Source organism: Novosphingobium sp. GW835-FHT14H07 (assembly GCF_058793515.1).
In genome coordinates this window covers 51,425-71,068 of sequence record NZ_JBXAFX010000019.1, presented here as the reverse complement: position 1 = coordinate 71,068, position 19,644 = coordinate 51,425, and the positions used below count along the sequence as shown (strand labels likewise).

Annotated in this window: 18 protein-coding genes, 2 tRNA genes and 1 riboswitch; of the genes, 8 read left to right on the top strand and 12 right to left on the bottom strand. The window is 63.3% G+C overall.

Going from position 1 to position 19,644, the window contains the following annotated elements; genetic code table 11:
- Nucleotides 1–95 precede the first annotated feature (95 nt).
- Both AC1Q5P_RS15910 and AC1Q5P_RS15905 read left to right on the top strand, forming a co-directional pair.
- Nucleotides 96–1,400 carry a TonB-dependent receptor domain-containing protein gene (locus tag AC1Q5P_RS15910; RefSeq protein WP_492519463.1) on the top strand — a complete coding sequence of 435 codons (1,305 nt, stop codon included), beginning with the start codon at nucleotides 96–98 and terminating at the stop codon, nucleotides 1,398–1,400.
- 85 nt (nucleotides 1,401–1,485) lie between these two features.
- On the top strand, nucleotides 1,486–1,794 hold the full coding sequence (locus AC1Q5P_RS15905) for a hypothetical protein (protein WP_492519462.1): 309 nt from the start codon (nucleotides 1,486–1,488) through the stop codon (nucleotides 1,792–1,794).
- A gap of 150 nt (nucleotides 1,795–1,944) precedes the next feature.
- Here AC1Q5P_RS15905 and AC1Q5P_RS15900 read toward each other — a convergent pair whose 3' ends face one another.
- From AC1Q5P_RS15900 to AC1Q5P_RS15880, 5 genes are read right to left on the bottom strand one after another with little or no spacing between them, the layout of a single operon-like run.
- Nucleotides 1,945–2,742, bottom strand: coding sequence for a DNA/RNA non-specific endonuclease (locus AC1Q5P_RS15900; protein ID WP_492519461.1), 798 nt, complete (start codon nucleotides 2,740–2,742; stop codon nucleotides 1,945–1,947).
- Between the two features lie 22 nt (nucleotides 2,743–2,764).
- The gene (locus AC1Q5P_RS15895; protein ID WP_492519460.1) at nucleotides 2,765–4,201 is read right to left on the bottom strand and encodes a T6SS phospholipase effector Tle1-like catalytic domain-containing protein; all 1,437 of its coding nucleotides are present in this window, start codon (nucleotides 4,199–4,201) and stop codon (nucleotides 2,765–2,767) included.
- A 46-nt stretch (nucleotides 4,202–4,247) separates the two neighbouring features.
- Complete coding sequence (locus AC1Q5P_RS15890; RefSeq protein ID WP_492519459.1) at nucleotides 4,248–5,390, bottom strand: SAVED domain-containing protein; 1,143 nt, start codon at nucleotides 5,388–5,390, stop codon at nucleotides 4,248–4,250.
- A complete protein-coding gene (locus AC1Q5P_RS15885; RefSeq protein ID WP_492519458.1) occupies nucleotides 5,383–5,832 on the bottom strand; it encodes a type II CBASS E2 protein in 450 nt (149 codons plus the stop codon). The genes AC1Q5P_RS15890 and AC1Q5P_RS15885 overlap by 8 nt, the downstream gene beginning before the upstream one ends.
- Before the next feature lie 2 nt (nucleotides 5,833–5,834).
- Nucleotides 5,835–7,079: a nucleotidyltransferase domain-containing protein gene (locus tag AC1Q5P_RS15880; RefSeq protein WP_492519457.1), complete on the bottom strand. Its 1,245-nt coding sequence runs from the start codon at nucleotides 7,077–7,079 to the stop codon at nucleotides 5,835–5,837.
- Nucleotides 7,080–7,228: 149 nt separating this feature from the next.
- On the opposite strand from AC1Q5P_RS15880, the gene AC1Q5P_RS15875 reads away from it, so the two are divergent.
- A complete protein-coding gene (locus tag AC1Q5P_RS15875) occupies nucleotides 7,229–8,284 on the top strand; it encodes a helix-turn-helix domain-containing protein (RefSeq protein WP_084277361.1) in 1,056 nt (351 codons plus the stop codon).
- Nucleotides 8,256–8,783 (top strand): PIN domain-containing protein, encoded by a 528-nt coding sequence (locus AC1Q5P_RS15870; RefSeq protein ID WP_492519456.1) that lies wholly within the window; start codon nucleotides 8,256–8,258, stop codon nucleotides 8,781–8,783. Before AC1Q5P_RS15875 ends, AC1Q5P_RS15870 begins: the two co-directional genes overlap by 29 nt.
- A gap of 613 nt (nucleotides 8,784–9,396) precedes the next feature.
- On the opposite strand, the gene AC1Q5P_RS15865 is transcribed toward AC1Q5P_RS15870, so the two are convergent.
- Nucleotides 9,397–10,788, bottom strand: coding sequence for a tyrosine-type recombinase/integrase (locus AC1Q5P_RS15865; protein ID WP_492519455.1), 1,392 nt, complete (start codon nucleotides 10,786–10,788; stop codon nucleotides 9,397–9,399).
- Between the two features lie 135 nt (nucleotides 10,789–10,923).
- On the opposite strand from AC1Q5P_RS15865, the gene AC1Q5P_RS15860 reads away from it, so the two are divergent.
- Nucleotides 10,924–11,007: transfer RNA gene (locus tag AC1Q5P_RS15860), tRNA-Gly, on the top strand.
- Nucleotides 11,008–11,400: 393 nt separating this feature from the next.
- The gene (gene katG / locus AC1Q5P_RS15855; protein ID WP_492519454.1) at nucleotides 11,401–13,620 is read left to right on the top strand and encodes a catalase/peroxidase HPI; all 2,220 of its coding nucleotides are present in this window, start codon (nucleotides 11,401–11,403) and stop codon (nucleotides 13,618–13,620) included.
- 37 nt (nucleotides 13,621–13,657) lie between these two features.
- On the opposite strand, the gene AC1Q5P_RS15850 is transcribed toward katG, so the two are convergent.
- Complete coding sequence (locus AC1Q5P_RS15850; RefSeq protein ID WP_492519465.1) at nucleotides 13,658–14,635, bottom strand: bile acid:sodium symporter family protein; 978 nt, start codon at nucleotides 14,633–14,635, stop codon at nucleotides 13,658–13,660.
- Nucleotides 14,636–14,772: 137 nt separating this feature from the next.
- Nucleotides 14,773–14,849 (bottom strand) — tRNA-Arg (locus AC1Q5P_RS15845).
- Nucleotides 14,850–14,953: 104 nt separating this feature from the next.
- On the opposite strand from AC1Q5P_RS15845, the gene AC1Q5P_RS15840 reads away from it, so the two are divergent.
- Nucleotides 14,954–15,367: a hypothetical protein gene (locus AC1Q5P_RS15840; protein WP_492519453.1), complete on the top strand. Its 414-nt coding sequence runs from the start codon at nucleotides 14,954–14,956 to the stop codon at nucleotides 15,365–15,367.
- Here the strand turns inward: AC1Q5P_RS15840 and AC1Q5P_RS15835 are convergent, their stop codons facing one another.
- Entirely contained in the window at nucleotides 15,368–15,868 is a 501-nt protein-coding gene (locus AC1Q5P_RS15835) for an MmcB family DNA repair protein (RefSeq protein ID WP_492519452.1), read from the bottom strand.
- 37 nt (nucleotides 15,869–15,905) lie between these two features.
- The gene (locus AC1Q5P_RS15830) at nucleotides 15,906–16,481 is read right to left on the bottom strand and encodes a TMEM165/GDT1 family protein (protein ID WP_039333003.1); all 576 of its coding nucleotides are present in this window, start codon (nucleotides 16,479–16,481) and stop codon (nucleotides 15,906–15,908) included.
- 25 nt (nucleotides 16,482–16,506) lie between these two features.
- A riboswitch (yybP-ykoY riboswitch) is annotated at nucleotides 16,507–16,691 on the bottom strand.
- A gap of 92 nt (nucleotides 16,692–16,783) precedes the next feature.
- On the opposite strand from AC1Q5P_RS15830, the gene AC1Q5P_RS15825 reads away from it, so the two are divergent.
- Complete coding sequence (locus AC1Q5P_RS15825) at nucleotides 16,784–18,103, top strand: alginate export family protein (RefSeq protein WP_492519451.1); 1,320 nt, start codon at nucleotides 16,784–16,786, stop codon at nucleotides 18,101–18,103.
- On the opposite strand, the gene AC1Q5P_RS15820 is transcribed toward AC1Q5P_RS15825, so the two are convergent.
- Together AC1Q5P_RS15820 and AC1Q5P_RS15815 are read right to left on the bottom strand one after the other, a co-directional pair.
- Nucleotides 18,076–18,264, bottom strand: a complete 189-nt coding sequence (locus AC1Q5P_RS15820; RefSeq protein WP_039333007.1) for a DUF1289 domain-containing protein — start codon at nucleotides 18,262–18,264, stop codon at nucleotides 18,076–18,078. The genes AC1Q5P_RS15825 and AC1Q5P_RS15820 overlap by 28 nt on opposite strands.
- The gene (locus AC1Q5P_RS15815; RefSeq protein ID WP_492519450.1) at nucleotides 18,261–19,571 is read right to left on the bottom strand and encodes a M20/M25/M40 family metallo-hydrolase; all 1,311 of its coding nucleotides are present in this window, start codon (nucleotides 19,569–19,571) and stop codon (nucleotides 18,261–18,263) included. The genes AC1Q5P_RS15820 and AC1Q5P_RS15815 overlap by 4 nt, the downstream gene beginning before the upstream one ends.
- Nucleotides 19,572–19,644: the final 73 nt, after the last annotated feature.

Below are 19,644 nucleotides of genomic sequence, written 5' to 3'. Positions count from 1 at the left end.
CATTCACTCCTTCTCTTCGCAAAGAGGCGTGAATCACAACATGCTGGTATTGCTCAACAACTTTCGGTTCGGGCTCTTACGGAATTGCAGACTGGATGACGATAAATGCGGTCGCCTCGTGGCGCGCGCTGGATCAGGACCAATGGGACCAGAGCGCTGGTCTGTTCGACGCTTTCGTGCCCGGTGGCGAAGGCGGGCGGCTCAGTTTCGCCAGTGTCGTCCAGCACCAGTTCAACGGAGAAGTCAGCGCGGGCGGCCAGACAGGCAATCTGCGTTACCTGTTCGGTCTGTTCGACTTCGCGGAATCGGCTCGCGACAGGGCCATCGTCGCCAATACTGTCGTTTTTGACCAGAGCGGCACGTCCTATTCCCAGATTCCCGGCATCGACCTCAAAACCGCGCCGCCCACCCGCTCAAGCCGGGTCCACACCCGTTCGCGTGCCTTGTTCGGTCGGCTGGCCTGGGCACCGGCAATCTGGGACGGGCGCTTCACCATAGATGCCGGACTGCGCTACACCGAAGAGACGAAGCGCGGGCGGCAGCTCATCGCCAACGGCATTCCTGCGGATGGGGGCGCAGATGGACGCAATACCGCGCTTCCGCAGATCTACGCAGCGCGGCGGCTGGCCCCGGCAGCGTCGCTTGCGTTCGATATCGATGACGGCAACCGCGTTTACCTGAAATGGAGCCGCGCGTTCCGGGCGGGCGGCGCCAACACCCGCTCTCCCACCTTCCGGACTTATGGTGCGGAACAGATTTCGACATGGGAACTGGGGTACAAGTCCAGCCTGTTTGACCGGACTCTCAGCCTGAACCTCGCCGCCTTCGCAAGCACCTTGCAGAATCCGCAGATCGATGTCGGCAATTTTGCCAACATATCACGATCGGAAACTGTCAACGGCACGCGGGCCATCGGCATTCATGGCTTCGAGGCCGATGCCAGACTGCTGGCGTTGCCGGGCTTCGTCATCGACGGTAACCTTGCCTATACGAAGGTGCGCGGCGGCGTGCAGGATGTGTTCGTGGATGATGTCAACAGCCGCATCCCGATCTCGATTTCCTATGCCCCGCAGTTCGCGGCCAATCTGTCGGTCACCCGTGATTTTCGGATCGGGCGCACGCTGAAAGCGCAAGCGCAACTCTATGGGAGCATCCGGGGGCGGGAGCGCACCGGTATAACGAGCGACCTGGCGTCCCGCGCAACCGATGTCGGCGCGCGACTGGACATCGAAGGTCTGGCTTGGCGTGGTGCCGATCTGAAACTCGGCTTCTGGATCAAGAACCTTCTGAACGAACGTCATGAAATCTGGACCTATCATAACCAGTGGCCGACCGCATACGACCTGCGGATATTCAACGATCCCCGAAACATCGGCATGACCTTGAGCGTCAGGATGTAGTTTGCGGTGGTCGGTAAGGCACAGCCGCCTCGACTATAATGGAGTGTCCATGGGGTTCCGGCTGATCAGAGGTTGCGAGCCGGATATGATCTTCGAACATTTCCGCAAGCGGACCGTCGATGAGGGACCGTTTCCGGATATGGCGGCCCGGTACAACTGCAAGCTGCTCCCCAGTTCGACCATAAGGGAAAAGTCGAGCCTTCAGACCGCCAGCGTCAGTTTCTCCCGCAATATCCGGGGCTATGGCGACAATTATTATCTCGTCGTGCGCTGCGCCGGCGGCTGGGCCGGCGATGAAGGGCGGCAATCCTTCGCGGTGACGGTCGAGATTGCGCACGAAGCGGAATTGCCGCTCTACGAGCGCCTGCGCCAGCGCATCCGTGTCAGAGCCTGATCGGTTTTTCGCAAGCGGGGCAGCCCGCGCGTCGGCTAAATTGCCAGAGCATTGACCACGACGCGCAAGCGCTCAACTTCCGCCTCTCCTTTCATGAGGGTTGCCGCAACACGCCGTAGCAGGTCTTCATCTTCGTCTGCGGAACGTGCTTCACTGCTCGCAATTGAGCGCCTTGGACAAGTCCGAAAACGCCCTCCGGTCCAAACGTGGGAAAAGGGCGAGCCGGGCGCGCATTTCAACTTCATCGAGCGATACCCGCGCTTCGCAATGATCGAGCGATCTTGGGGCGGCCGTGTCCATGATGAAAGCAGCCAGGCGACCATCAACTGTCGCGACAACTTTCCAGTAGCCAGAAGGCACGCGATGCCGTTCATCGGCGCGTGGCATGGCCGGAACGACGCGTTCGAAAAGAGGGCCGGTGAGAACATAGACGGCTATGTTCTCATGGCGTGCCAACTCGTTCTCCTGCGCCTCAAGACGCTGCCACGGAGCCTGGTTGAGCGGGGCGCCTTGCGGCGTAATGTTCGACAGGATGTTGGTGTCGGCCGCAAAAGGCGTTCCGGAAAACGCGGCAAGCGGAGCCTGGTGCCCCCGGTCAATACCAAGTGCTGCGGGCGCTCCGTCATAGTCGTCGGGTTCGAGCGTTTCATCAGGCGACAGCCATGGGTCGCTTGCCCATTTGCGCGTCCCCGACGGCCCAATCGTGTCCGGCGTAACCCGATAGGCAACCCAGTCAGCCATCTTGGTGAGGTCGTTCGAGGCGAGCGTGTAAATCTCCCGCACCACGATATCGTCGATGGCCGGCGCGCCGACCGGGCAGCCGTGCAGGCAGTGAAATGTGTGCAGCTCGCCCTCCGGCGCCGCAATGGCTTGCGAGCCGGGAAGTGAGCCGAAAGCCAAGGTCATGACAGTCGTGGCTTTGGTCCAACACTTGCGAAACGTGCCCATGGCGGCCGCCCTTCGGTCGCCGTCACTTGTAAAGGTGACGAAAATTCTCGTGTTCTCGCAGCGCTTCAGGCCGATATGGGCCTTCACCGCCTTGCCGGACGACGCTTTCAAGGCCGAACCTTTCCCCGACGGAGGGGTGTAAGGTGGCAGCGGCGACAGGATCGCGAAGCTGCGCCTTCCAGCTCAGCCCCCGGGTCAGGCGCCTCAGCAGGGCCGGCGTCCGCTGTCTTATCAAGTCTGCCATGCCCGCGATTTCATCGTGCTGGACGCCGCCCGCCGATGGAAAGATCCGAAGTCGGCTGTCCTCGACAAGCAGCGGAGCGGGAACCGACCGAGCTTCATCGATCATCCATTTCAAGGCGACGTCCGACAGGCGCGATTCCGATTCCGGATAGCTGCCGCCAATGTCGGAATGGTTGCCCGCGAACCACAGCTGCACGAACGGCTTGGCCTCGCCCTCGACCTCAGGCCTGGCCTCGACGCCCTTGCCTGGCCCCCAGGGCAGCCGCGGAAAGTCGGCCCGGTTCTCATCGATGGCGATCGCGTGACGCGCATAAGGAACCGCGCCGCCCAGAAGGCGGTCAAAGTATTTGCCGCTCCACTGCGCGATGTGAAACCTGGGGAGCCGGCGTCCCTCCACCGGCGGCCACATCATTTTGAGCGACGTGCGCAGATAGGCCCAAAGCGCGTAGATTCCGATCAACGCGGTCGCCGCGAGGAACGACATCGTCCACGCGAACTCGAACGCCCAATGCAAGAACGCAGCCGCAAGCGCTCCGGCGGCTACGATCAGTGCCACCAGTGCCAGTGCCAGCACAAAGCGAAGCGGTCCCTTCGCGCCGAGTGAGGCGACCGTATCGAACACGCCGATAAAATAGGGTGCGACGTTTGCCTCACCATCGGCATCGGACCCATGCGCCAGGCGAAACCGGCGACCGAGCTCCTCGCGCTCCTCTTCGTATGTGTCCCGATCGTGGCCTGCGCCGTGCTCGGCGACGCGGATGACGGCCCGCTCGGCGATCTCGCGCGTGGCCAGGCGAAACCGCGGCAGCTCGCCGTCGGGCGATTTCGTCGGAACGCCGCACAGCCTGATCACGTTGGCAAGGCTGCGCGCCGTATATGCCCCGCGGCTGAAGCCAAACAGCCAGATGCGATCACCCGGCCGGTAATGATTGATGATGAACTCGTAGCAGTCGGCGATATTGGTCGTGATGCCGCGCCCGGTCACCGAAGACAGCAGCTTGGCGAACCAGCGCCGTACAGATGTCAGGCCCGAAGCTCCGGCATCGGTGCCGAGGCCCGGGTCGTAAAAGGCCACCTGCTGGGAGGGATCTATCGAGCTGTCGGGACCGGGCCGCGTGGCGCGATACATCTTGAAGATGTTGCTCATCCGCTGTTCCGGCCGAACTCCGCCGTCCTGGCCGGTGCCATCGGAATAGATCACAATATTCTTCGGCACCGGCACATTCCTTCCTTTGCTTCTGCGTGGGGTTCCAAGTGGGGCATCATGGCGATCCCGGCCGACCGATCGTCAGCGCATAAACAAAGCCGCTGTCCCGCTGCTGGTCGTAGATTCGAAGTTCGGGATCGGCCTTGGGCATCCACACTCTGCCGGTCTCAACGGCCAGCGACGCCGGCAAGGCCGGAAAAAGATGGATGGCTACACCTTCGCCGTGCCGGGCTTTGATCGCGTCGAACATGCGGCGAAGCGCCGTGCGAAAGGCCGCCTGATCCTCGGGGCGGCGAACGATGTCATTATGCGGCGCTTCGGCGCACAGGCTCCAGATCGCAGCATCGCTGCCGACGATACGCTCGATCCGATCATCGGTGATCGTCGCGCTGACCCCCAGCTTGAGCGCCACCACGCCGCTTTTCCGGGATGGCGGTTCGGCCGTCTGATAGCGCAAGGGTGCGCTGTCACGCTGCCAGGTCCAGGTTGAAGGCTCGCGGTGCCGCTGATGAACCACCACCGGCACGATGTCGCAGAGCAGCCGGCCAAGTTCGATGAGCAAAGGCTGCGGCGCCAAGGCGAACACGCTGAGATGCCGAATGTCCTGGCGCTCGATCCTGCCGCCGACTTTCGCTGCGAAATTGCGCTGGAGGTTCGCCTGCTGCATGGCCCAGAACGCCGGATCGCTGTCGGCGAAGGCATGGCCAGTCATTTCCAGGTCGATCGTCTGCGCGCTAGCCGGATGGTGATCGGGCGGCATGGCGGCGAATATTGCGCGGGTCGAAACCAGCGCCTCATTCGCGCCGATGCTGGCGCCGAACCGCACCACGTGCGATGCCCGATCCTTATCGATCCCGGCGAGCAGCGCGACGCGCGCCTCATGCTCAGCCTTCATCTCGACGAGCAGGGCCTCGGGATGATCGGCCATACCGTCGACATCGATCAGCTTGTGATGGACGGCGCACATCAGCATCAGATTGTCGAGGCTCTTGGCAAGTAGCGGTGACCTGACGGAATCGCCGCGCGGGCCATCGGCGCTGTCCGCGACGATGTGCGCGATGAAACCGAAGAGCGCGTTCTCATTGCCGGAGATGAGATCGCCAACGAGGTCGCGATTGCATCCCCGGTATTGGCAGCGTCCGGCCGACCGCGCCCAGAGTGCGGATTGAACCTTCTGCGGGACCTTGGTCTTAGCCACGGGCCGCATCCACATGGCGGCCGCTCGCGGTCCATTCGCCGGTCGCGCGCCAGCCCTCGTAGGCGGCCAGCCATTCGATGGTCCAGGGCATCGTGGTCTCGGCAAGTAGGTCGGCGGGCGACCAATCGCCTGCCTCGGGATCGAGGAGACACAGCGTCACTTCGCCGTCAGGTCCGTAATAGACGTGCGGCAGCCGCCCTTCGCGGTCTCCGGGGCGCGGTCGAAGCCGCGGATTCAGGACCGAGACGCGCGGCTGCAAGCGACGCGGGTCCAGATTTTCGATCAGCAGCGGCGCGCGGTAGAAGATGCCGACGCGGTACGTCTGCAGAAGCGGGCGAACTGAGCCTTCCCAAGCCGCCGCATCGCCATCGCGCGCGACCATGACGAACGCGGGCCAGACCGCCCGCATCGCTTCAATTTGCGCGTCGATGCCGTGGATCATGTTCAGCGACGCTCACCCATGTTCGTGTGCGCCCTGGCGGCAACCGGCACGAGGGCGCTTGCGCCGGTTATGATCGCGGGAGCCGCCGGCGTGAACAGTCCGCCCGTGCGCGTATAGCCATGCTGACGTGCCTGCACCTGCTGGCCGAGGCGCTTGTTGAAAAGATCGATCGAGCGCGTGACCACGCGCTGGCCGAACTGACCCCGCAACCAATCCTGCAGGTCCTCGAGCTGCACGCCGCGCTCTCGCGCGGCCTGGAGGCCGTCAGCAAGGCCATGGAGAGCCTGGGCATAGTGCTGCTGCTGGGACTGGCTCTCGGGCCAGCGATCGGTGAACCGCTCCTCGACGAATTCGGGATTGGCAACATCGAGCAGCCTGTTCTGGCGCGCCGCCTGATCGATCGCCCGCGCCGTCCAGCGCGCCTGGCGCATCACCATATCGGCCAGCCCCATGCCGGGCACTGCGGCATGTCCGGCATGACAGGACAACACGACCGAGGGCGGCATCCGGCCTGCCTCATCGGCATAGAGAATGTTGCGGTGGCGCTTGATGAGCTGAAGCGCGACGGTGGTCACGCTCTTGATCAGCAGCGGCGTCTGATCCGGCACCTCCTCAACCTCGGCGGCATCGAAGGCGTAGCCGTGCTTGGTATAGAGCTCACGGTTGAGCGCCAGCGCGAAGCGCTCTTCGACCGGCGCCCGATCATTGTACCAAGCGCAGAAGCCGTAGGCGTTCATCGGCACATAGCGGTGCTCTTGCGGCCTGCCCCGCTTGGCGTGCGCGATCACGCCTTCCTTTTCCTTGACGGCGCGCCGCCGCGCCGGCGTCACGTCAAGATGCATGCCATCAGCGTAGTAGAGCGTGATGCAGCGGGTTTTGCGCTCGATTCGAGAGACCGGATAATCCTTCAGCGCGGCTTCCAGAAGGTCGAGCAGGTCCTCCGGCCCCTCGCTACCACCCATAATCTCGACCACCGCGTCGAGGTCGTATTCGTCATCGGTGCCGCGCGTCGAAATCGTGGCGTCGATCGCCATCGAACCCTGCGGATAGAAGCTCGACACCCGCCCTGCGAGCGGGCTGCCGGGGCGATCGATGTACCGGCAGACCGCCGCGTAGCGATCGACCGCGATGGCATGGAGGCCGGGCGGCAGCTGCAGATTGACTGCGATCTCAGCGAGGATCGCATCCAACGGGTCACCGAACGGATCGAACGGCCTGCCGTCGCCGCGGAACATATTTGAGGCCATCGCGAAACTCCGGTTTACAAACTTGCGTTATACTGCGACCACGAACACACATCTGGGGCTGCCCCGGTGGTGTTTCAAGGGGTGTCGGTTTACAAAATAGTCACTACATGGACTTTTTGTAAACCGGAGAAACGAAAGGTGGCCAGGCCATGATCGGCACGCGACTGAAGCTCGCCCGCGCATCCGCTGGATTGTCGCTGCGAGACCTCGCCGAGCGCATGGGCAACGTCGTCAGCGCGCAGGCGATCGGAAAGTACGAACGGAACGAGGATATGCCGGGCTCGCGCGCGCTGATGGCGCTCGCGAGCGCGCTCAGCGTCAGCGAGTCCTATCTGCTCAGCGACGAGGAGCTGACGCTGGAAGGCGTCGATTTCCGCAAGAAGCGCACCGCCAAGGAAGAGGCGACGATCGAGGCGCAGACGCTGCAACTGCTGGAGCGTTATCTCGCGATCGAGGATCTTCTCGGCCTCAAAAGCGTCGAATGGGAGCAGCCTCGCAGCGCGCCATACCCCTTGCACGATATACGTGATGCCGAAGACGCAGCCCGCTCAGTTCGCGAGGAATGGGGCTTGGGTCACGACCCAGTGCCCAAGCTCGCGGAATTGCTCGAAGAACGCGGTATCAAGGTGCTCTCGCTTGCTCTCGACGACATCGACGGCCTCGCCGCGCGCGTCATGCGCAAGGAGCGCGACGCCGCCCGCGTGATCGTCGTGCGGAGAAACATTTGGGCAGAGCGCAAACGCTTCACCCTCGCGCACGAGCTCGGCCATATGGTGATGACGCCTACGGCAGAGGTTGACGAGGAACGCGCAGCGCACCGCTTTGCCGGCGCTTTTCTGATGCCGGCCGACGTCGTGCGCGCTGAAATCGGCGCACAGCGCTCGGCCATCAGCATTGGCGAACTCGTAGCCATCAAGGAGCGCTTCGGCGTCAGCGTCCAGGCGATCGCCTATCGCTGCCTCGATCTCGGCATCATCGAGAAAAAGGCCTTTTCGGCGTTGTTCAAGGAGTTTACGAAACGGGGCTGGCGCAAGGAGCCATTCGCCGAACCGGCTTGCATTGCACCCGAATATGAGGAGCCCAAGCGGTTCGAACGGCTGTGCTATCGTGCGCTCGCGGAAGGCGTGATCGGCGAAAGCCGCGCGGCCGAAATGCTCGGGATCACCTTGCAGGCGCTTGACCAGCGTTTGGCCGAGGCAGTTTGAACGGGTGCCGTTCCTCGTCTCGGACACTTCGGTCATCATCGACCTTGATCGCGGCGACCTGCTCGAAGCCGCGTTCGAGCTCGATGACAGCCTGGTAGTCCCGGACCTTCTTTTCGAACGCGAGCTTGATGCCGACTTCGGCGAGCGGCTTCGCTCGCTGGGTATCGTGATCGAATCTCTCGATGGTAGTGAAGTCCGCCGCGCAACCCAGCTGCGCCGCGGTGAGCCACGCCTCTCTGTGGCCGATACCTTCGCCTTTGCCCTGGCGCAGGGGCGTCAATGGACACTTCTGACCGGCGACGGTGTGCTGCGGTCCGTCGCAGAAGCTGAGGGCGTCGCTGTGCACGGTGTGCTGTGGGTTTTCGATCGCATCGAGGCGAACCGCATTTGCGATGCCGCCACATTGCATGGCTGCCTGTCGAAAACGGCGGCCCACCCGCGCTGCCGATTGCCGCGGCGCGAAATCGAGCTGCGTCTGAAACGCTATTCTGGCCGATAGGTTCGATCAGTTCGACCCCGAGATCGTTGGGCAAAGCTGGACGCCTCCCGCGGGACCACTGCTCTATCGCCGCTGCGCTCCAACCGAACCCCTGGCGGGTTTCGGCCCATGCGGGTCACGGTCTCAGGCAGGTGGGTGGCGTATCTGTGCAGCGGGAAGGAATATTGCTTCCTCCTGCGGACTGCTGCGAAGGAGCGATCCTTCGGACTGGAAGCCGAAGATCAATTGCCGCATCCTCGCCCAGAGGATCGTACAGCGCCGAACAATGCAATGAGCGGTGAGCTATTCTTGGCATTGCGTGATGAACGTCCGCTTCGCCGTCCCTAGAACTCAACCCCGCCTGACCGCGTCCGGTCAAGCTTTAGCAGCTACGCTTTGCCGGCTTGACGACGTCAGAATGTCGACTTCTGACGGAACCTGGCATTCGTCACCTCTTTGGCGAATGGCAGAAGAAGCTCGAAGCGAATCTCAGCCGCGGCTAGATGTGGGCAATTGGAAGTCCCGCCGGACGCATACCATCACGGTGCGGCGCGCCTTATGTCGACCGCGGCTATCGCCGCCACAAGCATCGGCCCGAGGCCGACGCCTACGTCAGCCACAGTCCACCCGCCGACTAAATTGCCAGTGCATTGACCACGATGCGCAGGCGCTCAGCTTCCGCCCCTCCTTTCATGAGAGTTGCCGCAACACGCCGTAGCAGGTCTTCATCTTCGTCTGCGGAAGGAGCATCCACTTCGGCATCGCTCATGCCCGCAAGGGCGGCCGCGATTTTCTCCGCGACCCGGTCGGCCGCTCGCCGTGCCGGATTATGCTGAACATGGGCGTAAATGGCCGTCGAGCGGGGATTGGAATGACCCAGAATCGCTCCGGTAAAGGCCATCGCTTCACCCGAAGAAATAGCCGTCGAGCCCATTGTGTGTCGCAGTGTGTGGGGGGTGACGTCAGCCAAATCCGCTTTGTTTACAGCCTTCTTCCAAGGCGTCTTATACCCCCTGAAATAGCCGTCGCCATCCTCGGCAGGGAAAACGAAATCGGAATCCTCACAGCGTTCGACGGTGTTGAGCACCGCGACCGCGGCCGCACCGATCGGACGAACATTTCTTCCTGTCTTGCTATCCTCGAACCGAAGGCTGCCATGCTCGAAATCGACTTCCTTCCATCTGAGACTGGCAATTTCCTCGCGCCGGCATCCGGTCAGCATCCACAAGCGCATGATATCAAGAGCCTTTCGATTGACCCCTTCATTCTCGAGCTTGCGCAACGCATCACCGAAGCGCTTGACCTCTGCCAGAGTGAGATAGCGATCCTTATGATTGTCCGTCTTGCGGACAGACGCGGTATCGCAGGGATTGCGATCAACCATCTCGCGCCGACGGGCGAAGCTGAACACGGCCGACAGATCGCGGAAGACCTTGCGGGCCGCGCCGCTCCCTCCTTTCACAATGATACGCTTGCGGGGACCAATCATTTCGTTCTTCGCAGTCTTCCCGTTCTCCACGTCGCGAAAGAAGCGCTCAATCTCGGTCGCACCGATTTCCGTTATACGATGCCTGCCGAGCAAGGGCAGCACATGATGGCGCAAGCGCGCGATCGTGTACTGTTTTGTGAGCGGCTTCATCGGCGCACCCTGATGTTTGCCGCGCTGGATGAAGCATCCCTCCTCCTCATAAAGATCGATCAGGTCGCTGATCCGCATTTCCGCCCGCTTGTCGTTCCGAGCCTTTGCCGGATCCTCACCCACAGTCGCCTGAGCAAGAAGCTGCCGTGCCTGGCGGCGGGCCAACTCGACAGTGAGAGGGCCGAAGCGACCGATCGTGATATGCCGTTTAGGCGCCCCTCGACCGCCATTTTCGGCGCGATAGCGAAGCACGAATGTCTTGGTTCCGCCAACGCCTACGCGAAGGCCGAACCCGGCGATCTCGCTGTCCCAGATGTCGTAGCGCCTTTCCTCAGCGTGTGCGGCGTCAATGACTCGCTTGGTCAAAAGCACGGTATTCTGGGCCATAAACTACCTCCTGCGCCCCAATTTGGGCGACCACCGGGCGACCACGTGTGTCGGAAATGGGGGTGTATTTCTCGACAAGGGTAGCGTATCAGAATCCACGATTCAACAATAATAACAATATCTTATAGAAGAATGGCGAAGTCTGTCGCAGGCCGGAAAAGTCGATCTGCAACTTTGCCAAGGTTGGGGTCGAGGGTTCGAATCCCTTCGCCCGCTCCAGTTTCCACTATCACCTCATCGTTGAATTCGGGCTTGGTTCCTCCCTTCGGGGAAACCTTACTGCTCGATTTGCAAGTGCGGTGCCTTGCCCGTGGGGTTGTGGGCCCGGCCTGCGCCGGGGCGACGATCCTTGCTGATCGTTGGTTAGCCGGATGCCGGCTCGCAGGTTCTTGGCTTGCGAAGCGACTTCCCACTTCGTGCGTCATCCCGGCAAAGGCCGGGATCCATTCACTTGGGTTCGCGCATCTCTCATCGGAACCATTGCTGAATTGCGACAGGATGAACGACCTTCGCGATAACTGTGATAGAACTAACCCGTTGGTCTGCAAACATTGAGCGAATTATCCGATTGCCAGCCCGCTATCGCGCGGGGCAACAGGAGGAGAGAAACTCATGCAGATCAGCAGGATTGCACTGGCCGCCGTGCTTGTGGCCGCCTTGCCGCTCGGCAGCGCTGCAATGGCCGAAACCGTTACGCCGACGAGCGAGCCCGCTGCGAAGGAATGGTATCCCAAGACGCTCGACCTGACCGCGCTGCGCCAGAACGAGGCGACCAAAGCCAATCCCTATGGCCCGGACTTCGACTATGCCAAGGAATTTGCCTCGCTCGATCTCGATGCGGTGAAAGCCGATATCCGCAAGGTGCTGACAACGCCGCAGCCGTGGTGGCCGGCCGACTATGGCCACTACGGCCCGTTCTTCATCCGCATGGCCTGGCACAGCGCGGGGACATATCGCACCGGCGACGGGCGCGGTGGTTCGGACGGCGGCGAACTGCGCTTCGAGCCGCTCAATTCCTGGCCGGACAACGTCAACCTCGACAAGGCCCGCCGCCTCGTCTGGCCGATCAAGCAGAAGTACGGGCGCAAACTTTCGTGGGGCGACCTGATGGTCCTGACCGGCAATGTTGCCATGGAGGACATGGGCTTCAAGACCTTGGGCTTTGCCGGTGGCCGCGTCGATGCCTGGCAGCCTGACCTCGTGTTCTGGGGACCCGAGACCAAGCTGCTCGACGACAAGCGCCGGGATGGCAAGGGCAACCTCAAGGGGCCGTTGGGCGCGACGCAGATGGGCCTGATCTACGTGAACCCGGAAGGCCCGAACGGCGTGCCCGATCCTCTTGCGGCTGCGGCCGACATCCGCCGCGCCTTCGGCGCAATGGCGATGACCGATGAAGAAACCGCGGCGCTGATCGCTGGCGGCCACACCTTCGGCAAGGCGCACGGCGCGCACAAGCCCGAGGAATGCGTCGGCAACGATCCGGGGCAGGGCAAGATCGAGCAGCAAGGCCTTGGCTGGGCCAACAAATGCGGCAAGGGCAATGCCGAGGACACGGTGACGAGCGGGCTGGAAGGCGCATGGTCGGCCAACCCGATCGCCTTCACCACGCAGTATCTCGACAATCTTTACGGTTTCGAATGGGTCAAGACCAAGAGCCCGGCCGGGGCGACGCAGTGGATCCCGAAGGACCCGGCGGCGGCAAACCTCGTACCCGACGCGCACCGGCCCGATGTGCGTCACGCACCGATCATGTTCACCACCGACATCGCGATGCGCGAGGACCCCGGTTTCCGCAAGATCACGCAGGGCTGGCAGAAGAACCCGCAAGCCTTCAGCGACGCCTTTGCCCGGGCCTGGTTCAAGCTGACCCACCGCGACATGGGACCGCAAGCGCGCTACCTTGGCAAGGATGCGCCGAAGGTGACGATGACATGGCAGGATCCGCTGCCCAAAGCGAACTACGCCATGGTCGACGCCGCGGACATTGCCGCACTGAAAGGCAGCATCCTGTCATCCGGCCTGACCACGGCCGAGCTGGTGCGCACGGCCTGGGCCTCGGCCTCGACCTTCCGCGCGACCGATATGCGCGGCGGGGCCAACGGTGCTCGCGTGCGGCTTGCCCCGCAGAAGGACTGGGCGGTCAACGATCCGGCAGAGCTGGCGAAGGTGACGGCCAAGCTCGAGGCAATCCGCCTCGGCTTCAACAAGGCGGCCAAGGGTGGCAAGCAGGTGAGCCTGGCTGACCTGATCGTGCTGGGCGGCAATGCCGCGATCGAGCAGGCAGCCAAGGCCGCAGGGCATGACGTGAGCGTGCCGTTCACGCCGGGCCGGGTCGATGCCACGCAAGCGCAGACCGACGTCGAATCGTTCAATTACCTCCAGCCAAAGGCCGATGCCTTCCGCAACTACTACGCGGCGGATTCCTTCTACGGGCCGACCGAAGCGCTGGTCGACAAGGCAGACATGCTGGGGCTGACCGTGCCGGAGACTACCGTGCTGCTGGGCGGAATGCGAGCACTCGGCGCGAATGCCGCTGGATCGAAGGCGGGCGTGTTCACCGACCGTCCCGGCACGCTGAACAATGACTTCTTCGTCAACCTCCTGTCGATGGACACGGTTTGGACGAAAGCGGCCGCACCCGGCCTCTACGAGGGCAAGGACCGTGCAAGCGGTGCCCTGAAGTGGACGGCGACGCCGGTCGACCTCGTGTTCGGTTCGAATTCCGAACTGCGCGCGGTAGCGGAAGTCTATGCCTCGGATGACGCGAAGGACAAGTTCGTGGCCGACTTCGTGGCGGCCTGGACCAAGGTGATGAACGCCGACCGTTTCTGATCGGTCAACCAATGCAGGGCGGCGGCGGAGCGATAGGCTACGCCGCCGTTTCCTGTTCGGGATCGCGCTGCCCCAGCCGCGGCGCGATCAACGCGCAGGCGATGAGCTGGAGTTGATGGAACACCATCACCGGCAGGAGCACGATGCCGACCGAAGCGGCCGGGAACAATACACCGGCCATTGGCACACCCGAGGCCAGGCTCTTCTTCGAGCCGCAGAACAACAGGACAATGGCATCCTCGCGCGGTAGCTTCATCGCCTTGGCGGTCTGCCAGGTTGCAGCAAGGACCAGCGCCAGCATGACGAGGCAGACCAGCGTGAGCACGAGCAGGCTTAAGGGGGCAACGCGCTGCCACAGTCCCTCGACCACGGCGGCGCCGAACGCGGCATAGACGACGAGCAGGATCGAGCCGCGATCGACCTTGCCCACCCATGCCTTGTGGCGGGCGATGAAGCCGCCGATCCACGGACGCAGCAGGTGCCCCGCCACGAACGGGAGGAGCAACTGCAGCACGATCGTTTCGGCAGAGGCCCAGGAGAACCCGCCTGTTGCCCCGCCCATCAACAGCGCAACAAGCGCGGGCGTGACGAAAATCCCGGCGAAGTTCGAGAACGATGCAGCGCAGACCGCAGCCGCCACGTTCCCGCGGGCGATGGCGGTAAAGGCAATCGAGGACTGGACCGTGGAGGGCAGCAGAGCAAGGAAGAGCAAGCCCGCGCCGAATTCGACCGGGAGAAACGGCAGGGCGCGAGCGGCAAGCCCCAGCAGCGGGAACAGCGCGAAAGTCATCGCCAGCACGGCCAGGTGCAGTCTCCAGTTGCGGGCCCCCTCCCAGATCGCTTCACGCGACAGCTTGGCACCGTGGAGAAAGAACAGCAGCACGATCCCCGCATCTGCCGCTCCATCGACCAGCGGCACGAATGTGCCGCGCGCCGGCAGCACGCTGGCGAGGACGACCGTTGCAACAAGAGCGAGCAGGAATGGATCGAGCAGGGAGGCGATGCGCCGGAACATATAAAGGACCTGCTTCAACGAAAGGGGTGCGGACCTCTTGTGCGCTTGCGACAGTGTGTCAAGGCACAGGGTTCTGGCGTTGGAGCTGGGACCTGACACTGGCGCGCGCAACTGGCGACCGTCTCAGCGAATGGCAATGGCGCACCCGACAGGATTCGAACCTGTGGCCTTTGCCTTCGGAGGGCAACGCTCTATCCAGCTGAGCTACGGGTGCAGGGCCGAGACGGCACCTAGCAGCGCGTTGGCGGGCATGCCAGCGATTTTGTGTTCCAGTTGCGTTTAGCAATTTGGGAACGGGTTGCGGGCTAGGCCGGAGCCATGAATGGGGTTTCGACGTCATCAGGTGATTCGCGCGCTGCGCCGCCGCAGGCGGGCCGGGCCGAGTTCGGCCATGCCGCTGGCAATGCCATGTCGATGAAGTGGTCGGCATTGCACGATGCCGCTGCCGTGGTCTGCACTCTCGCGGGTTTGCAGCAGGAAATGCGCAAGCCCGAAGTGCGCAACTTCCCGGCGATCATGCGTGATACCGGTGGATGGCGCTATGACTTGGCGAAGCAGGGCGTTGACGATCTCGCCGCGATCATGGAGCCGGGATTGGCGGCATTGCTTGCGGTTTCGGCGCGCGGGCAAAGCCCCGGCCCGGCCGCGACGGCGCTGTGGCATGAATTCCTGGCATCGCGCGCCGCCTTGCTGGCGCTGGTACCGCCATTGGGCATCAAGCGGCGGGCCTGATCAGCTTCCCCAAGCGGCGCACTGGGGATCAATGCCGACAAGCTGACGGCGCAACGAGGCGCGGGCAAGACGTTCCACTTCGGCCTTGCGGCGTGCAGCAGCCAGCGGAATGGTGGGCGCAGGGCGCAGAATCTCGGCATCATAACCGTCGGCGACGATTACCCCGCAAGCATGCGGCAGGAAATTGTCGGTGTCGAGCACGGCACGGTCAAGATGCGGCGCAAGTCCCCAGTAGAACCGGTCGCAATGATCCAGGTAATCGGTCCACTTGCCATCGCCCAGCAGGTCGGCCCGGGAGACCTTGATCTCCACGATCACGACCTGCCCCTTGGCGTCGATGCCCATGAGATCGGCGCGCCTGCCGGAACGAAGCGGCATTTCGGGCAGGCACCAGATGTCGTTGCGCGCGAACAGGCGGCAGATGCCGCGCGCCACGGCGCGTGCTTCGCGTTCGACGACATCCGGGCTTGCGCCGGAACCAGTGGCAGCTGATTCGATCATGTCGCCAGTTTAGAACAAATGCCGAACACGTAAAGGCTTAGAAGAAGCCCAGTGTCTGAACGAACAACCACACGCCAGTGGCAACGAGCAGCGCGGCGGCAACCATTCGCACGATGTCGAGCGGAACACGCTTGATCAATTCGTTGCCGAAGATCACGGCTGGGACGTTGGCAATCATCATGCCAAGCGTCGTACCGGCAGTGACCGCGATGGCATCGTTGAAGCGTGCGCCCAAAGCAATCGTGGCGATCTGCGTCTTGTCGCCCATCTCGACGATGAAGAATGCCACCAGCGTAGTGAGAAATGCGCCGTAGCGCGAAGGCTTGGGAGCTTCGTCCTCGTCCATCTTGTCCGGCACCAGGGTCCACAGGCCCATGGCGACGAAACCGATGGCAATGGCGAAACGGAACCACTGGCCATCGAGGAAGGCGGCGGCGGTCGCACCGAGCAGGGCAGCGAGGAAGTGGTTGGCAAGCGTTGCGCCAAGGATGCCGAGGACGATCGGCAGCGGCCTTTTGAACCGGGCGGCGAGGATGATCGCGAGCAATTGCGTCTTGTCGCCAATCTCGGCGAGCGCGACAATCGCGGTGGACGTGCTGAAGGCTTCGAGCATCGACAATTCCGGGGCCGGGCGGAGCGATCAGGCCAACGACAGCTTACCCCTCCGCCCGGCCCGGACGATGGGTTCGCTGTCATTGGTCTCGCCCGGTGGACAAAAGTCCTGCCGCCTGCGCCATGGTCTCTCGACCAAGCATGTTGACGCTGAGGGCCGCGCCAGGCCCGAAAACCTGCCAGCGGTGGCTACTCCCCAAATGACGTGGGGTGCCGTTAGCTGCGTATGGCGTGGCATGCAAGTGCAGGCTATGGGCAGTAGCAACGCTATCCGACCACGGGTGCGCCGGGGAAAGTCAGATCGTGAAGCGCATTGCCGTTGCCGTCCTTGCCTGCAGCATTGCGCTGCCCGCGCAGGCCGAGGAAGGCCCGTGGACGTTGTCAGCCTCGGCGCGGCTGCGTGTGGAATCGATCGGCGGGCAGTTCCGCCCCGCCCCTGCCCCCGCAACCGACACGATGGTTTCGCTCAGGACCGAGCTTGCCGCCGGCTATGATGCCGGGCCGGTGCGGTTCAATGCCGAGCTCTGGGACGCGCGGGCTTGGGGACAGAACGCGCGCTCTTCAGCGAACACTGGCGAGGTCAACGCGCTCGAACTGGTGCAGGCGAACATGGCCCTGAAGCTGGCGGGCAAGAGCACGCTGACGCTGGGGCGCTACACCCTCGACCTCGGCAACCGGCGCATGGTGGCGCGTCAGCGATTTCGCAATACGACCAATGCCTTCACGGGCGCACATCTTGAGCTGGACGGGGGCAAGGGACGCAGGCTCGACCTGATGTTCGCCCTGCCCCACCAGCGCCTGCCGGACGACGTTGCGGGCATTCGCGAGGACCGGGTGAAGTGGGACCGCGAGAACTTCGACGTCATGTTCTTTGGCGCGCATGGTACGCTGCCGCAGGTGCTTGGCGGGACCCTTCAGCCCTATGCCTTCGGACTGATCGAGCGCGACGGCGCGGGGCTGGCGACAGCGAACCGGCGGATCGGCACGGTGGGCGCGCGCCACTTCGTGAAGGCAAGCGCCGGGGCTTGGGACCACGACGTCGAAGGCGCGGTCCAGTTCGGCAAGGCACGGCGGACATCGGGGGCGGCGGATGTGACCGATCTCAACGTGTTCGCCTGGTTCGTCCACGCCGATGCCGGCTATACCTTTGCCGGTGGTTGGAAGCCTCGCGTGGTGGCGATGTTCGACGCCGCGAGTGGCGATAAGGGCAGCGCACACAAGTTCACCCGTTTCGACACGCTCTATTCGGCGCGGCGCTTCGAATTCGGGCCAAACGGGCTTTACGGGCCGTTTCGGCGGAGCAACATCGTCTCGCCCTCGCTGCGTCTGGAAGTGACTCCGTCGAAGCGAACCGACGCTTTCGTGGCGTGGCGCACGGCCTGGGCCGAGAACCGGCGCGACCAGTTTGCCGCGACCGGGGTGCGTGATGCCAGCGGAGCCTCAGGCAGCCTCGGCGGGCACCAGATCGAAGGGCGCGTACGGCACTGGATCGTGCCGGGGCTGCTGCAGGTGGATGGCGGAGCGGCAGTGCTGTTCAAGCGGAGCCTGCTGCGCGACGCGCCGAATGCGCCGCCGACCGGGAATACGACCTACGGCTATTTGGATGTCACGCTGACGCTCTGACGCGCAGCGAGGTCGCGCAGGATCGCGTGCTTGTGCGCAGCCGATGCCGTGAACCATGCGGTGATTTCGGCCAGTGTGCGATGGCAACCGCGGCACTGCGTGCTGACCGGATCGATTTCGCAGACACCGGTGCATGGGCTGGGCGGGTGATCGTCGTTCACCGGTCGGACTTTTCCGCCGCCAGCCGCGTCATCAGCAGGGCAGCGCGCTTGGCCTGGGTCCAGATGCTGGCGACATCGACAGTCTCGCCGGGCGCATGGTCGCCGGTGGAATGGGGGCCGAGGCCGACGAGACCGTCGATGTATTCGGCAACGAAGCTGATGTCGCCCGCGCCGCGCTTCATCGGATCGAGCGGCTGCATCTCAGGCAGATCGAGCGTGGCGTTGACCCGATTCAGCTTGGCGAGGAGCGCCTTGTTGCCTGCGGTCGGCGCCATCGGCGGGTAGCCTTCGCTGAACGTGATCTTCGCCGAGGTGACGCCTGGGTAACTGCGCGCCACGATCCACTCCATCTTGCGCATCGCGGCAGCGTTCTGTTCGAGGCTGAGTGTGCGCAGGTCCCCGCGCGCCACGACCTTTCCGGGGATAATATTGGTCTTGCCCTGCGCCGAAACATGAGCGTTGTCATCGGCCACGTCAGCTTCCGCCCCACCTGCGATCAGGCCCACGTTAAGGGTAAGGTAGGGTTCGGGCAGTTCCTCCCGGAAAGCGCTCAAGATCCTCGACGCAGCATAGATGGCGCCATCGCCGGCATTTGCCCCCCAGACACCGCTGGAGTGGCCGGACTTCGCCTCGACCGTCAGCGTCCAGCTTTGCGAGGAGCGGCGGGCGATCGATCCCATGTCCTTGCCATTTTCGCGGCTCAGCCCTTCGAAATCGAGCGCGCCATCGGCAGCCTTGGCTGCGGTGACAAGATCTGCGCGTGCGACTTCGGTGGGGGAGCCTGCCTCTTCCTCGTCACCGGTGAGGAATACCTCGATGTTGGCGTTCTTGAGCGTGCCTGCCGTTTGCATGGCACGAACGGCGGCGAGGATCACGGCGATACCGCCCTTGTCGTCACCCACGCCGGGACCGGTCGCCTTGTCGCCGTTCAGCACATAGGTCTGGAACGGGGAATCTGGCTCGAACACGGTATCGAGGTGGCCGATCAGCAGGAGCTTCTTCCCGCCCTTGCGACCCTTGTGCGTGAGCACGAGATGCCCGGCGCGCCCGATCTGCTCCATCGGAATCCAGCGCGAAGTGAATCCCAGAGCCGTGAACTCGGGCGCAACGATATCGCGCAACCTTCGTACGCCTTCGAGATTGCGGCTGCCCGAGTTCTGGTTGACCATTGTTTCAAGGAACTTGAGGGTGCGCGCCTGTTCGGCATCGACGGTGGCGACCATCCTTGCCTCGGCCCCCGTGGGCGCGGCCTGCGCAGAGCTGCCGACAAGGACGAAGGCAGAAACCAGACCAATCGTGAAACGCATCGACCCACTCCTTTTGCGGGCACGTTGGCGAGCTGGACGAAGCCTTGCAACCGCCTTTTGCCCGAATTTCCTT

Coding starts and splice junctions, on each gene's coding strand:
- AC1Q5P_RS15830 (WP_039333003.1), bottom strand. CDS start 16,481: ATGCTCGAAGCCTTCAGCACGTCCACCGCGATTGTCGCGCTCGCCGAG.
- AC1Q5P_RS15865 (WP_492519455.1), bottom strand. CDS start 10,788: ATGGCCCAGAATACCGTGCTTTTGACCAAGCGAGTCATTGACGCCGCA.
- AC1Q5P_RS15905 (WP_492519462.1), top strand. CDS start 1,486: ATGATCTTCGAACATTTCCGCAAGCGGACCGTCGATGAGGGACCGTTT.
- AC1Q5P_RS15835 (WP_492519452.1), bottom strand. CDS start 15,868: ATGATCGAATCAGCTGCCACTGGTTCCGGCGCAAGCCCGGATGTCGTC.
- AC1Q5P_RS15910 (WP_492519463.1), top strand. CDS start 96: ATGACGATAAATGCGGTCGCCTCGTGGCGCGCGCTGGATCAGGACCAA.
- AC1Q5P_RS15875 (WP_084277361.1), top strand. CDS start 7,229: ATGATCGGCACGCGACTGAAGCTCGCCCGCGCATCCGCTGGATTGTCG.
- AC1Q5P_RS15880 (WP_492519457.1), bottom strand. CDS start 7,079: ATGGCCTCAAATATGTTCCGCGGCGACGGCAGGCCGTTCGATCCGTTC.
- AC1Q5P_RS15900 (WP_492519461.1), bottom strand. CDS start 2,742: ATGGGCACGTTTCGCAAGTGTTGGACCAAAGCCACGACTGTCATGACC.
- AC1Q5P_RS15885 (WP_492519458.1), bottom strand. CDS start 5,832: ATGATCCACGGCATCGACGCGCAAATTGAAGCGATGCGGGCGGTCTGG.
- AC1Q5P_RS15815 (WP_492519450.1), bottom strand. CDS start 19,571: ATGCGTTTCACGATTGGTCTGGTTTCTGCCTTCGTCCTTGTCGGCAGC.
- katG (WP_492519454.1), top strand. CDS start 11,401: ATGCAGATCAGCAGGATTGCACTGGCCGCCGTGCTTGTGGCCGCCTTG.
- AC1Q5P_RS15850 (WP_492519465.1), bottom strand. CDS start 14,635: ATGTTCCGGCGCATCGCCTCCCTGCTCGATCCATTCCTGCTCGCTCTT.
- AC1Q5P_RS15840 (WP_492519453.1), top strand. CDS start 14,954: ATGAATGGGGTTTCGACGTCATCAGGTGATTCGCGCGCTGCGCCGCCG.